This window comes from Mesorhizobium sp. M0870 (genome assembly GCF_040319775.1).
Lineage (GTDB): Bacteria > Pseudomonadota > Alphaproteobacteria > Rhizobiales > Rhizobiaceae > Mesorhizobium.
In genome coordinates this window covers 12424-25875 of record NZ_JAMYOI010000013.1, presented here as the reverse complement: position 1 = coordinate 25875, position 13452 = coordinate 12424, and the positions used below count along the sequence as shown (strand labels likewise).

Annotated in this window: 14 protein-coding genes; 5 read left to right on the top strand and 9 right to left on the bottom strand. The window is 62.5% G+C overall.

Annotated features, from left to right (window positions below; genetic code table 11):
• Window positions 1–34: 34 nt before the first annotated feature.
• The 7 genes from NKH97_RS17195 to NKH97_RS17165 all read right to left on the bottom strand — a co-directional run bounded on the left by NKH97_RS17195 (window position 35) and on the right by NKH97_RS17165 (window position 6140).
• Window positions 35–1024: a TIM barrel protein gene (locus NKH97_RS17195; RefSeq protein ID WP_352442014.1), complete on the bottom strand. Its 990-nt coding sequence runs from the start codon at window positions 1022–1024 to the stop codon at window positions 35–37.
• Between the two features lie 218 nt (window positions 1025–1242).
• Window positions 1243–2448, bottom strand: coding sequence for an aminotransferase class V-fold PLP-dependent enzyme (locus tag NKH97_RS17190; RefSeq protein WP_128305970.1), 1206 nt, complete (start codon window positions 2446–2448; stop codon window positions 1243–1245).
• A 25-nt stretch (window positions 2449–2473) separates the two neighbouring features.
• The gene (locus NKH97_RS17185) at window positions 2474–2935 is read right to left on the bottom strand and encodes a RidA family protein (protein WP_128305969.1); all 462 of its coding nucleotides are present in this window, start codon (window positions 2933–2935) and stop codon (window positions 2474–2476) included.
• Between the two features lie 38 nt (window positions 2936–2973).
• A complete protein-coding gene (locus NKH97_RS17180) occupies window positions 2974–3768 on the bottom strand; it encodes an amino acid ABC transporter ATP-binding protein (RefSeq protein WP_128305968.1) in 795 nt (264 codons plus the stop codon).
• 2 nt (window positions 3769–3770) lie between these two features.
• Window positions 3771–4421: an amino acid ABC transporter permease gene (locus tag NKH97_RS17175; protein ID WP_023810936.1), complete on the bottom strand. Its 651-nt coding sequence runs from the start codon at window positions 4419–4421 to the stop codon at window positions 3771–3773.
• A gap of 1 nt (window position 4422) precedes the next feature.
• Window positions 4423–5088 carry an amino acid ABC transporter permease gene (locus tag NKH97_RS17170; RefSeq protein ID WP_023810937.1) on the bottom strand — a complete coding sequence of 222 codons (666 nt, stop codon included), beginning with the start codon at window positions 5086–5088 and terminating at the stop codon, window positions 4423–4425.
• Between the two features lie 149 nt (window positions 5089–5237).
• Window positions 5238–6140 carry a transporter substrate-binding protein gene (locus NKH97_RS17165; RefSeq protein ID WP_352798063.1) on the bottom strand — a complete coding sequence of 301 codons (903 nt, stop codon included), beginning with the start codon at window positions 6138–6140 and terminating at the stop codon, window positions 5238–5240.
• A gap of 127 nt (window positions 6141–6267) precedes the next feature.
• Between NKH97_RS17165 and NKH97_RS17160 the strand changes: the two genes are divergently transcribed.
• Complete coding sequence (locus tag NKH97_RS17160; protein WP_352442017.1) at window positions 6268–7056, top strand: IclR family transcriptional regulator; 789 nt, start codon at window positions 6268–6270, stop codon at window positions 7054–7056.
• Between the two features lie 23 nt (window positions 7057–7079).
• Here NKH97_RS17160 and NKH97_RS17155 read toward each other — a convergent pair whose 3' ends face one another.
• Window positions 7080–7283, bottom strand: coding sequence for a YdcH family protein (locus NKH97_RS17155; protein ID WP_013529216.1), 204 nt, complete (start codon window positions 7281–7283; stop codon window positions 7080–7082).
• Between the two features lie 239 nt (window positions 7284–7522).
• Between NKH97_RS17155 and NKH97_RS17150 the strand changes: the two genes are divergently transcribed.
• The 4 genes from NKH97_RS17150 (at window position 7523) to NKH97_RS17135 (ending at window position 11054) form a co-directional block, all read left to right on the top strand.
• Window positions 7523–7702 (top strand): YdcH family protein, encoded by a 180-nt coding sequence (locus tag NKH97_RS17150; protein ID WP_013529217.1) that lies wholly within the window; start codon window positions 7523–7525, stop codon window positions 7700–7702.
• Between the two features lie 334 nt (window positions 7703–8036).
• A complete protein-coding gene (ispG, locus tag NKH97_RS17145) occupies window positions 8037–9290 on the top strand; it encodes a flavodoxin-dependent (E)-4-hydroxy-3-methylbut-2-enyl-diphosphate synthase (RefSeq protein WP_023810940.1) in 1254 nt (417 codons plus the stop codon).
• A gap of 5 nt (window positions 9291–9295) precedes the next feature.
• Window positions 9296–10150 carry a lytic transglycosylase domain-containing protein gene (locus NKH97_RS17140; RefSeq protein ID WP_023810941.1) on the top strand — a complete coding sequence of 285 codons (855 nt, stop codon included), beginning with the start codon at window positions 9296–9298 and terminating at the stop codon, window positions 10148–10150.
• A 1-nt stretch (window position 10151) separates the two neighbouring features.
• The gene (locus NKH97_RS17135; protein WP_245273206.1) at window positions 10152–11054 is read left to right on the top strand and encodes a Stf0 family sulfotransferase; all 903 of its coding nucleotides are present in this window, start codon (window positions 10152–10154) and stop codon (window positions 11052–11054) included.
• 19 nt (window positions 11055–11073) lie between these two features.
• On the opposite strand, the gene NKH97_RS17130 is transcribed toward NKH97_RS17135, so the two are convergent.
• The gene (locus NKH97_RS17130; RefSeq protein WP_352442019.1) at window positions 11074–13413 is read right to left on the bottom strand and encodes a response regulator; all 2340 of its coding nucleotides are present in this window, start codon (window positions 13411–13413) and stop codon (window positions 11074–11076) included.
• Between the last annotated feature and the right edge of the window lie 39 nt (window positions 13414–13452).

Genomic DNA, 13452 nt, shown 5'->3' with positions numbered 1-13452 from the left:
CTCCCTGGTTGAAAACGGTGATGGCGCGGATGCCTCAGCTATCCGGCCCGAGCATGATTTCCTGGATGATGGCCTGCGACGTCACCGCGTCCTGGCTGTCCATGGCGGCGGACAGGCGATTGTCCTGCTCCAGCCGGTCGACGACGCGCAGCATGCGCTTGACGGTGGCGATGTTGACTTCGCACTCGCGCACCGGATCGAGCCCGGTCATATCGGGGAACGTGTCGAAATAGATGGCGCCGGCGTAACCGTCGCGGCGAATCTGCCTGAGCAGCTCGATGGTCTGCAGCGTGTGCACCGCGCCGACCATCAGGCCGTCGTCGCGCTTGGCGTAGCCGTCGTTCAGGTGCACGCCGAGCAGCTTGCTGTGACGCGCCACCAGGGCCGCGGCAAAGGCCGGCTGTTCGTCGGCGTAGAGCACATGAGCGAAATCGAGCGTGACGCCGAGATTGGGCAGGCCCACATCGCGGATCGCCAGCAAGGTCGTCGCCGCATCCGGCATCAGGCTGTAAGAGCGTGGTTCGTTCGGTTTGTATTCAAGGCTGATCTGACAGTCGGGATCATGTGTCGCAACTTCACGAATCCCATCAATTTCGTGTTGCCAAAGCGTTGAATAGTCGGCCTGGAAGGCGTAGTCGAAGCCATCTTGGCCGAGCCACAGCGTCATCAGGCTGGCGCCGGCCTCACGCACGGCATCGATGCCGGCCTTGGTCAGGTCGATGGCCTCGCGGCGCACCGCCGGATCCGGATTGGTGAAGGCGCCGAGCTTGAAGGCGGGGTTGGAGTAGTAGCGCATGGCAAAGCCATTGATGGAAAGCCCGAGATCGCCCAGTTTCAGGGTGATTTCCGTGGGCTTTTCACCGACGTGGTCAGGAAAGTTGAGGTCGAGATCGGTAAGCCCCTCGACCTTGGCGGCGCGCGCCGCCATCTGCAGCAGCGACGGCTTGCCGGTAAGATCGGGCCACTCGGCCTGCGGTCGCGAGGCAAAGGAATTCAGGCGCGTGGCGAAACGGTTGGCTGTCATGAGCGATCCTTCATCGTCATAACTTCACATAAATATAGATATTTGTAAAGTTATTGTTGAAAAGTTGTGAAGCAGCCGCCAAGCTGGAACCGCCAAGGCGCGCAGAGGGAGCCGGCAGTTTCCTGGCCGGTGCCCTGGAGAGCCCGTCAGGGCAGGAGGCGCATGATGGCGCGTGCCGGTTACGGCCGACGCATTTCAGGTAGCGATTCGCCGGGTGTTCAATCTGGCCAGCGTAAGACGCCGGACGAATCCTTGCGGGCGACTTTCATCGCATCGGCCGGGCGGTCCTTGGCGGTCAATATGGCGCGCAGCCGTTCGGCGACGATCTCGGCCTCGCCGGGATGAAGATTGCAGGGGTCGAGGAAGAAATGGCCGCGCTCCACCTCGTGGTTGCGCACGATAATCGGCGGCGAGCCCGTCGCCAATGCCGAGGTGAGACCGGCCGCCGTGAACCGGCTTTCGGGCAGTACAAAAATCTGAAGCCGATCCAGAGGGTTGGCGGTCGGATCCGGGATGATCTGCGCGATGACGCCCGGCAGCCCGTGCAACGTGTCCTTCCACAGGTTGAGCGCGGCGTCTTCGCGGCGGCGGATGCCGGCATGGTCGCGCTTTTCCCAGGCTTCCAGTGCGGCCATGGTGCCGGCGATGCTTTCCTTGCCGACCTTCATGGCGCGGGCGACGCCGCGGTTCTGCAGATAAGCGGCGCGAACCAGATCCTTGCGGCCGGTGACGATGCCGCTGGTCGGCCCGCTCAGGAATTTGTGGCCGCTGTAGATGACAATGTCGGCGCCGCGCGCGAGGAAGTCGCGCAGATCATACTCTGAAGCCGCATCCACGATCACCGGGACACCCCTGGCGTGGCAGATCTCGCAGAATTCCTCCAGCGACAGCATGCCATACTGCACGGTGTGGTGCGCAACGACATAGAGGCCCGCCGCCGTGCGGTCGTTGATCGCGTCGCGCACATGATAGTCCTGCGTCACGCTGACCGTGCCGGCCGGCACGACCCTGGCGCCCGCCAGCCGGACCGACTGGTCGATCGGCGCACCATAGTTGACGATGTGGCCGAGCTGGACGATGACCTCCGACTTGAGACCTTCCGTGTTATCAGGCAGCCGCTCGATGGCGAGCAGATTGGTCCCCGTCATCGCACCGGCGATCGCCATGGTGATGCCGCTGGCGCAGCAGGCAGTGATGAAACCGGTTTCGCCGCCGGTCAGGCGCGCGACGATCGTGCTTGCGGCGCGTTGCAGGTCATCCATTTCCACCCATTGCGAGGCCATTTCCGCCATGGCGCTGATCGCTTCGGGGACAATGATCGACGCGCCGAGCGCGGTCATCGTGCCGGAGACATTGATGATCGGGCGAAGGCCGAGCCGTTCGCGGATGGTGGTGTTGGAGCCGTCGGTGGAAGTGGTTTTCATCTCTCGGATTCCATTCTTCTAAAGGTCAGGCGGCGATCTCGACAACCGCCTCGATTTCAACGGTGATGTTTCCAGGCAAGGAGCCGACGCCGATCGCCGAGCGGGCATGGCCGCCGATATTGTCGAACACATCGGCAAACAGGTCGGAACAGCCATTGACCACTTTCGGGTGGTCGCTGAAGGTCGGTATGGCGTTGACGAAGCCGAGCAGCTTGACGACGCGCACGATCCGGCCAAGGTCGCCGGTGGCTGCGTGCATGACGGCAAGCAGATTGAGGCCGGTGAGGCGGGCATGGCCATAAGCCTGCTCGACGGTGACATCGTCTCCTACCTTGCCGGTGAACAGTTTGCCATCGGTGCGCAGCGGTCCCTGGCCGGACAGGAAGATCAGCCGGCCGCTTTCGGCATGGGTGACGAAGTTGGCGATCGGGGTCGGCGGCTCGGGCAGCGTCAGGCCCAACGCGGCGAGCCGGATATAAGGCGTCATGAAAGAAGGCTCCTTACGACAGCGTTCGCTGTCCCGTTCTAGAAATGCGAGGCGCGGAAGCGTGCCAGGAAGGTGCGCAGGCGCTCATTGTCGGTGTCGGCTGCCAGGATTTCGGCGGGTGGACCCGCCGCGCTGACGCCGCCATCGGCCATGAAGATGATGCGGCTCGAGGCATCTCGGGCAAAGGCCATTTCGTGCGTGACCATCACCATCGTCATGCCGTCCTCGGCCAGGCTGCGCACGACCTCAAGCACCTCGCCGACCAGTTCCGGGTCGAGCGCGGATGTTATCTCGTCGAGAAGCAGGATCTTCGGCCCCATGGCCACGGCGCGGGCAATGCCGACGCGCTGCTGCTGGCCGCCGGACAGTTCGGCGGGCAGGCTGTCGGCCTTGTGGGCTAGACCGACCCGGCCGAGCCAGTGTTCGGCGATGGTGCGCGCTTCGGCGTTGCTCTTGCCGCGCACCTTGGTGAGGCCAAGCATGATGTTGCCGGCGGCTGTCAGGTGCGGAAAGAGGTTGAAGCTCTGGAACACCATGCCGGTCTCGGCGCGCATCGCGGCGAGATCGCGTTCGCTGCGACGCTGGCGGGTTCCGGCTTCGCGAAAGCCGACCTCCTTGTCGTCGATGCGAATCGAACCGCTGTCATAGCTTTCGAGAAAGTTGACGCAACGCAGCAGCGTGGTTTTGCCGCTGCCGGAGGGGCCGATGACCGTCACCACCTCCCCCTTCGCCACCTGCAGGCTGACCGAACGCAGGACCTGGACGGTCCCAAAGGCTTTGGAAACGTCCAGGACGTCGAGAAGGGCCGGGGTGTTTTTCGGACTTGTGGACATTGCTATTCCCGGATGAAGGAGAAACGCCGCTCGAGCCGCCGGCTGGCGAGCGAAAGGGCATAGTTGACCGCGAAGTAGATGAGCGCGCCGAGAATATAGAGCGGCATGGCCTCGTAGGTGCGGCCGATGACCTGGTTGATGGCCTGCATCAGGTCGGTGATGCCGAGCAGCGATACCAGCGCGCTGCCCTTGACCGCATCGGTGACGCCGTTGATCCAGGGCGGCAGGAAGCGCCTGAACGCCTGTGGGAAAATGACGTAGGCGAGCCGCTGGCGAAAGGTGAGTCCGATCGCCATCGCCGCCTCGGACTGCCCTTTCGGAATGGAGCCGACAGCACCTCTGAAATATTCGACGACCTGGGCTGTCTTGAACAGGGTCAGCGCCAGCACGGCGGCCCAGAACGACGGCAGATGAAGCCCGACGGCCGGCAGTCCGTAATAGACAAAGAAGATGAGCACCAGGATCGGGATGCCGCGGATGGTGTCGCTGAAGATGCGCACGGCCCATTGCAACGGCACCGGGCCATAGACCAGACCGACGCCCATGATCACGCCGGCAATCAGCGAAAACACCACGACCAGCAGGGATACCCACAGTGTCAGCGCAAAGCCCTGGGCGAGGAAAGGCAAGGCATAGGCGATCTGGGTCAGCATGTCAGCGCGCCGCCCTGAACCGGCGCTCGACAAGCCGAAGCGCAAAAAGCAAGATGTAGCCGGTCACCAGATACATCGCCGTGACCACGAGATAGACCTCGACGATGCGGAAGGTGTTGAAGTTGATCCACTGGGCGCCATAGGTCAGCTCCGGCACCGAAATGACCGAGGCGACGGAGGTGTCCTTGAACAGCGATATGAAGGTGTTGGACAATGCCGGCAAGGTGATGCGCAGCATGGTCGGCAGGCGCACGTTGAGCAGCCTTTGCCAGGGCGTCAGGCCGATTGCCTTGCCGGCGTCCAGCTGTCCGCGCGGAACGGCTTCGAGCCCGGAGCGAAACACCTCGACCAGATAGGCGCCGCTATAGAGCGACAGCGTGACGACGAACGAGGTCGGCGCGCTGTAGGCGATGTCGACCACTGTCGGCAGGCCGTAGAAGACGAGGTAGACGAGCAGGATCAGCGGCACGTTGCGGATGAATTCGACGTAGGCGGCGATGATGGTGCGCACGATGCGTCCGGCAGACACGTACCAGACCGCCAGAACCAGGCCGATGACGGTGCCGATGGCGATCGATATGACGGCGAGCTCGAGACTGAGCAGCAGTCCTCCCCACAGCTTGTCGAAGTGCCGCCAGATCAGGTTGAAATTAAGGGCATAGCCCATGCGTCCGCCTCAGTGCCGCAGGCTTAGAGCAGTTCACCGTTTCACGGAAACGGCGACCCGCTCTAACTCTTTGTTTAGACGCAATTCCGGGCGGAAAACCGTTTCACACTTTTCCTGGAATTGCTCTAGGGAGGCGGGAGGGGGCGGGGTTAGCCCGTGCCCCCGGCAGGGCAGATGGCTGGGAAGCCGGGATGGCGCGCCGGCGGCTCCTGTCCGAAAAAGTCCTTGAAGGCGGCATCGTAGAGTGCGTTTTCGTGGCCGAACATGGCGATGGTGAAGGTCGAGTTGACGAAGGTCAGCCAGTCAAGGTCGCCTTGCCGGAGTGCCGCGCCATAAAGCATGCTCAGCCAGCTCTTGCCGGCGTCGAAATATCTGTCCGGATTGCGCGAGGCGAGCCAGCGCACCGTGGACAGATCGACGGCAGCGGCGTCGACGCGTTTCGATTCCAGTGCCTGCAGCACGTTGGCCTGGGTATCGATCTGCATAACCTGGCACTCGGGCAGCACCGAATGCACCTGCGCCTCGGCATCGACATTCTGCAGGATGGAGACGCGTGTCGCCGAGCCGCCGGCAAGCAGCTTGTCGAAGGTCTTGTTCTCGGCGGTCGGAAGGCTCAGCAGGGCGACGCCCTCGACGTAGTAAGGCCGGGAAAAATTGACCAGCTGCGAGCGCTGGGCGCTCATCGTCATGAACTGAATGGTGATGTCGACCTTGTTGGTGGTGACGTTGGGGATGCGCTGTGCCGGATCCTGCATCACGAACTCGACCTTGGTCGGATCGTCGAAAAGGCCCTTGGCAAGAATGCGCCCCATGGTGATGTCCATGCCGACGAGTTCGCCGGCATCGTTCTCGAAGTGCCACGGCGCATTGGTGCTGCCGGTGCCGACGATCAGCTTGCCGCGATCGAGCACGGTGCGCAGCAGGCTGTCGGGTGCTGCCTGGGCAGCGGCCTTTTGGGCATCGACGGTTACCGCCGCACCCACGACGCCGGCCGCGGCCAGTCCCGCCATTCCCAATTTCAGAAAATCACGTCTTCCGGATGTGTCGTTCACGGCGACCTCCTTTCGTTTGTGTTCCCCTTGCACAGGCAATACACGCGTCAGTGACGTCGAAGCGATTGTCTCTTACAAGAGACGCATGTATCCTGTACAGGACAGATACTAACACCGGGAATCAACAATGCAAGATGGCAATACCTCGGCACTTTCAGCCGGCGAGAAGATTTCGGGCTCCCGTGAAAAGGGGCTCAACCGGGTGCTCGAGATTCTGGAGTTTCTTCACACGACCCAGCGCGCGATCGGCATTGGCGACCTTGCCAAGGGCGTGAACGCGCCCCGCTCGACGACCTATACGCTGGTGCGGTCGCTGGTCGATGCGGGACTGCTGGAAATGGAAGGCGACGGCAATCGCGTCTATTTCGGCAAGAAGCTCTATCTCTACGGAATGGACTATGTGCGGGGCAACGACCTGTTGAGGCGGGGGCGCCAGGAGGTCGACAATCTGTCGCGCGAGACCGGCGAGACTTCCGAACTGTGCATGCTGCAGAGCGGCCGCTATACGATCGTCCATGCGAGTCCCGGCACCAGACCGTTCCGCATCAGTTCCGCCACCGGCTTGCAGATACCGCTGCCCTGGACAGCCTCGGGGCGGCTGCTTCTGGCGGGGCTGGAGAAGGCTGAGATCGAAGACATGGTGTCAAACGACGATCTCGTGCTGCCCGACGGGCGCAAACTGCGGCTTGACGATTTCGTCGCCGACATAGCAAAAGCGCAGGTCACCGGCCATTGCGTCACTTCGGGCCTTGTCGATGCCTATACGAAGTGCCTTGCCGCACCGGTGTTTTCAGCGCCGGGCAAGGTCGAGGCGACGATGTGCCTGGTGGTCCCCATCGATACGTCCGAGGAGCGGACCGGCGAACTCATCGGCCTGCTGCGTGATCGTGCCGCAAAGCTTTCGATCGCCGGGTAGCGCGCGGGCGAGCGAATGCCAACTCACGCAATGATGTCGGGAATGATCTTGTCTTCCAGTGCCATCAGCCGATCCTTGAGGAACAGCTTCTTCTTCTTCATGCGCTGGATCTGCAGCGGATCGCAGGCCATGGCGATCATCGCGTTGATGGCGGCATCGAAATCGGCGTGTTCCTGCTTCAGGCGGGAAAATTCGAGGCGAATATCGGCCTGTTCCTGATCGGACATTCTCTACCGTCTGCACGTCTGCGGCGCCCAAAGCTGGGCCTGATTGGGCGGGGCCGGGTGTTTTGTCACCGGCGTGCAGCCCATATCACATTTCACAGTGTCGTGGAATGCTACCACGGATCATTCGACATCGCCCGCGGAAGGTGACACACTGTCACCGTGCCGTCACAGAAGCGAACCTGCGGTGGACGCGCCGTGACGGTTGCAATCGAGGAAAACCATGAAAGGGAGAACCAATCATGTCTCTTGCATCCCATCTTGATGAGTTGCAGCGGAAACACGGCGACATCGAACGTGAAATCGATGACGCGATGAATCATCCATCGGTCGACGACCTCGAAATCGTGAATCTCAAGCGACGCAAGCTGGCACTCAAGGACGAGATTGAAAAACTAAGAGGCAAACCGACCACGCATTGATACCCTCCTGACATAGCCGCCCAATATCCGCGGCCTCTTTTCCCGGCGGCACCACGCCGCCGGTGTGGAGGGTTTTGATTTCCAGCACCGGTCTGTCAGCCGAAGCTGGACTTGCACAGGCTCAATTTCCGCTTCGGCCGTCGCCCGTTTCGCCAGATCATCGATTGTTTCCTGGCCTCTGGTGGCGGACCGATTCCGGCCAGTGGCGACCTGTCGCCATTGACAAGCCATCTTTGCTCCTCCACCTCATGCCCGGACCTCAGCGCATCGGCCCGGGGCGTCGTTGTGCGTCCATGCAGGACACAAGATGCTCCAGAGACAAAAGGCTGCCGGCATGACCGGATATTTTTCCTCTCCTTTTCCCCGCCGTACGTCGGTCGGCGTCGATGTCGGCGGCGTGATCGTCGGCGGCGGCGCGCCTGTCGTCGTCCAATCGATGACCAACACCGACACGGCCGATATCGACCAGACCGTTGCGCAGGTCGCAGCCCTGCACCGGGCCGGGTCGGAGATCGTGCGCATCACCGTCGATCGCGACGAGAGCGCCGCCGCCGTGCCGCGCATTCATGAGCGGCTTCAGCGGCTGGGTATCCACGTGCCGCTGGTCGGCGATTTCCACTATATCGGCCACAAGCTTTTGGCCGATCATCCGGCCTGCGCCGAGGCGCTGGCCAAATACCGCATCAATCCGGGCAATGTCGGCTTCAAGGACAAGAAGGACCGCCAGTTCGCCGATATCGTCGAGATGGCGATCAAGCATGACAAGCCGGTACGCATCGGTGTCAACTGGGGCTCGCTCGACCAGGAGCTTTTGACCCGGCTGATGGACGACAACCAGGACAAGGGTTTCCCGCTGACGGCCCAGGAGGTGATGCGCGAGGCGATCGTGCAGTCGGCGATCCTGTCGGCCGAGATGGCGGAAGAGATCGGCCTTGGCCGCGAGAAAATCATCCTGTCGGCCAAGGTCAGCGGCGTGCAGGACCTGATCGCCGTCTATACCGAGCTCGCCACCCGCTCCAACCACGCGCTGCATCTCGGCCTGACCGAAGCCGGCATGGGCTCGAAGGGCATCGTCGCTTCGTCGGCCGCCATGGGCATCCTGCTCCAGCAAGGCATCGGCGACACCATCCGCATCTCGCTGACACCGGAGCCGAATGGCGACCGCACGCGCGAGGTGCAGGTGTCGCAGGAATTGCTGCAGACCATGGGGTTCAGGCAGTTCGTGCCGATCGTCGCCGCTTGCCCCGGCTGCGGCCGCACGACCTCGACCGTGTTCCAGGAACTTGCCCAGAACATCCAGGCGGATCTCAGGAAGAATATGCCGGTGTGGCGCGACAAATATCCCGGCGTCGAGAACCTCAAGGTCGCGGTGATGGGTTGCATCGTCAACGGCCCGGGCGAGTCCAAGCATGCCGACATCGGCATTTCGCTGCCCGGCACCGGCGAGACGCCGACCGCGCCTGTCTTCGTCGACGGCAAGAAGGCGGCGACGCTGCGCGGGCCGTCGATCGCCGCGGATTTCGAGAAAATGGTCGCCGACTATATCGAACAGCGGTTCGGTCGCGGCGGCAAGGCCGCGGCAGAGTAAGTCAAATGCAGCGTTTCCTATGGGCGACGCTGATCCTGCTGTACGGGCTGACCTGGTCGGCCCTTGTGCAGGCCGATCCGCCGCAATCCGCTAAGCAGCGGCTGATCGACAAAGTCTGCAATCTGATCCAGGCGCATGCCGACCAGAACGGCCTGTCCAGGGATTTCTTCGCCCGGCTGATCTGGAAGGAAAGCCGTTTCGATCCCAACGCCGTCAGTCCGGTCGGCGCCGAAGGCATTGCCCAGTTCATGCCGGGCACCGCCAAGATGCGCGGGCTTGCCAATTCCTTCGACATCAACCAGGCGATTCCGGCTTCGGCTAGATATCTCGCCGAAATGAAAACCGGCTACGGCAATCTCGGCCTGGCCGCCGCCGCCTACAATGCCGGCGAGAGCCGGGTGTCGCGCTGGCTCAGCTCCGGGGGGTTCCTGCCAATGGAGACCGAAAGCTATGTCTTAGACATCATGGGCGAACCAGCCGACAAGTTCACGGACCGGGCCTATGCTGGAAAAGTCGAGCCGCTCGACGCAAAGACGGATTTTGCCGTCGCTTGCCGAAAACTGCCGGTGATCATGTCGCGGACGGTGGCCATGGCTTCGATCAACATAAAGCCATGGGGCATCCAGGTGGCCGGCAATTTTCGCCGCAGTGCCGCGATCAACCAGTGGCTCAGGGTAAGGAGCCGGTTCCCGGCCCTGCTCAACGGGCATGATCCGGTGGTCAGCCGGGTGCGCACGCCGATCGGCCGGCGCGGCATCTACGCGGTCAGGATCGGTGTCGACCGCCGCGCCGATGCCAACGTTATTTGCCAGAAATTGCAAAGTGTCGGTGGGGCGTGCGTGGTGGTGCGCAACCGGTAATTTGGCCGCTGCCGGCGCGATGTTCTGTCTGAGAAAGGCATTTATAAGCGACAGCCGGAACGTCGCATCCAGCAAAGATTTCAGCTATAGCGGCCGCCATCTTTACTGGGCGGCGGCCCTGTCTTTGACGAGCAGCATGGGTCTCAACATGTTCGATGGATACATTATCTGCGGCACGCCGAGGACCGGAAGCACGCTGCTGTGCAAGCTTCTGGCATCCACGAAGACGACTGGCGATCCGCACTCATTCTATCGGCGGCAGGATGTGCTGGAGTGGGCTGAAGAGTGGAAGCTGCCCGATCGCGACACGATGAGTGAGCTCGACTTCAATGTCGCCTATCTCAACGCGGCGATCGCTGCGGGCAAGGGTGGAACCGGCCTCTTCGGCCTTCGCTTGATGCGCGAAAATCTGGATGAGCTTTCGACGATCCTCGACCGGATTTTCCCGAAACTGCCGTCGGACAGAGCGCGGTTCGAAAGAGCATTCGGCAATGTTCTCTACATACACCTCTCGCGGGAGGACAAGCTCGCGCAGGCTGTCTCCCTGATCAAGGCAGAGCAGACCGGTCTTTGGCATATCGCTCCCGACGGCACCGAGATCGAAAGGGTCGCGCCGCCGAAAGAGCCTCAATATGATTTCGAGCGGATCAAACGAGAGGTCACGGAACTCGAGACCTATGACGCGGCCTGGAACATTTGGTTCGCAGAGCAAGGCATATCCCCGCTGCGTGTCGGCTATGAGCGCCTTTCAGGCAATCCGGCCGCGACATTGCTAGGCATCTGCGAAGCCCTGAGGGTCCGAGCGCCTGACGAGGAGGATGTAAGCCCCGGCGTTGCAAAGCTTGCTGACGCGACAAGCCTCGACTGGATGCGCCGCTATCGTCTGGAGGCAGCAGCCGTCTGACGCATCCCATGGATGCAGCCTAGGCGGTCTTCGCCACCACCGTTTCGCTGAGCCAGGTGCCGATCTTGGTGCCCAGGCGGTCGGGCGAAACTGGCTTCGGCAGATAGTCGTCCATGCCTGATTCGATGCACTTGTCGCGATCACCCTTCAGCGCGTGCGCGGTGACGCCGATGATCGGGATGTGGGCGCCCGTCGAGACCTCCATCGCCCGGATGGCGCGGGTCGCCTCATAGCCGTTCATTTCGGGCATCGAGACATCCATCAGGATCAGCTTGGGGCGCAGCGCCCGGTACATCTCGACCGCCGTGCGGCCATTGCCGGCGATGCGGTAGCTCAAGCCCAACCCGTTGAGGATTTGGCCGAACACCAGCTGGTTCACGTCATTGTCCTCGGCAATGAGGATGTCGATCGGTCCGTTCGGCGCGGTTGTCGATTCCGGCGCTGCCGCGACCGGCATTGCCGGGCCGCGGATGACGGTGAAGGCGGGCGGCGCCGCCGGGGGAGCCTGCACGATCGGTTCGCGGACGAACCGCGCCTTGCCGACCTGCGAGCGGGCCTTCTGGATCACCGAGATGACCGTGCCGAGCAGCACCGCGGAGCGCGCCGGCTTGGTCAGGTGTGCTGCAATGCCGTAGTCGATGATCATCTTGCCGAAATCGACCTGGTCGACCGAGGTCAGCAACACCACCGGGATGGAGGACAGCCGGCTGTCGGAAGCAATGGCTCTGGCGACGTCGGCGCCGTTCATGCCCGGCATTTGGTAGTCGAGGATGATGCAGTCGACGGCGGCGCCCAATTGAAAGGCGCGGTCGAGGAAAGCAAGCCCAACCGCGCCGCTTTCGGCGGCGGCGCAATCGAAGCTCCAGCTTCTGAGCTGCTCGAGCAGGATTTCGCGGTTGACCGGATTGTCGTCGATGACCAGCACGCGCGCGCCGGTGACGTCGACCGGCACGATCTCGTCGCGCGCCGCCGCCTGATGCGCGGCCAGCGGCACCGCGAACCAGAACACCGAGCCGCGGCCGATCTCGCTCTCGACACCGATCTTGCCTGCCATCAGGTCGACGAGGCGGGCGGCGATGGCGAGGCCCAGCCCCGTGCCCTCATGACGGCGGGTGGACGAGCCGTCCACCTGCGCGAATTTCTCGAATACATTCTGCAGTTTCTCGGCCGGTATGCCGATGCCGGTGTCTTCGACGCGGACCTTGAGCTGGACCACGTCGTTGACGATTTCGCCGCCGACATCGATCAGCACATGACCCTTTTCGGTGAACTTCACGGCATTGCCAAGCAGGTTGGTGATGATCTGCCGGAACCGGCCGGCGTCGCCGACGACATGGGCCGGCAGGCGCGGGTCGACACGCACGATCAGTTCGAGGTTCTTTTCGGCGACGCGCGCCGAGACCAGCGTCGCCACATCCTCGACCGCCTCGGAAAGGCGAAAGGGAGCAGGGTCGAGGGTGAGCTGGCCGGCATTGATCTTGGAGAAATCGAGGATGTCGTTGATGATGGTGAGCAACGCGTTGCCGGATTTGACGATGACGTCCGTGAAGGTCTTTTGGCGCGGGGTCAGATCGGTCTTCGCCAGCAGTTCGGCCATGCCGAGCACGCCGTTCATCGGCGTGCGGATTTCGTGGCTCATATTGGCCAGGAATTCCGATTTGGCGCGGTCGGCGGCCTCGGCCTTGAACAGGGATTCGGCGGATTCGGCAAAGGCGCGGCGGATTGCCACTTCCATCGGGCGGAAGATCCAGAAGGCGACGATGGCAAGTGCCGCGAACAGGATGCCGCTCGCCCACAGCAGCAGTCTGTCGCTTGAGGCATCGGCCAGGTGGCGCTCATCATCCATGGCGGTGCGGACGCGAACCAGCATAGGCTGGGCAAACAGGTCGTTCTGGTTGCGGATTTCGCGATAGCTCCACTCGTCGACCTTCTGCGCCACCGACATCAGGTTAAAATTGCGCACCATGTCGCGCGGCGACCAGAACAGATCGCCGTTGACGGAAGCGGACTGGAGTTCGTTGACGGTCTTGATCGACAGCCGCGGCTTGATCGCCGCAAGCTGGGCGGTCAGCGTCTCGATCTCGCCGGTCAGACGCTCCGAATGGCCGCGCGCCGATGTGGTCAGGGCATCGCGTGTCTCCGCCCGCCAGGCTGTGCCGGTCGTCTCGGCAAAGCTGGTCGCGTTGCGCAGGTCGCGGGTGAAGATGACGAGATTGCTGCTCAGCGCATCGATGTCGCGGCGAAAGGAATTGACGCGGTCAAGCGCAATCACGATGCCGGCGGAAGCCAGCGCGAAGATCAGCAACCCTGAAATATAGCGGATCCGGACCGACCGGATGAAGGACGAATATTCAGGCATGCGCAACCCCAACACATACGCACCATTTTAATGGCCGGG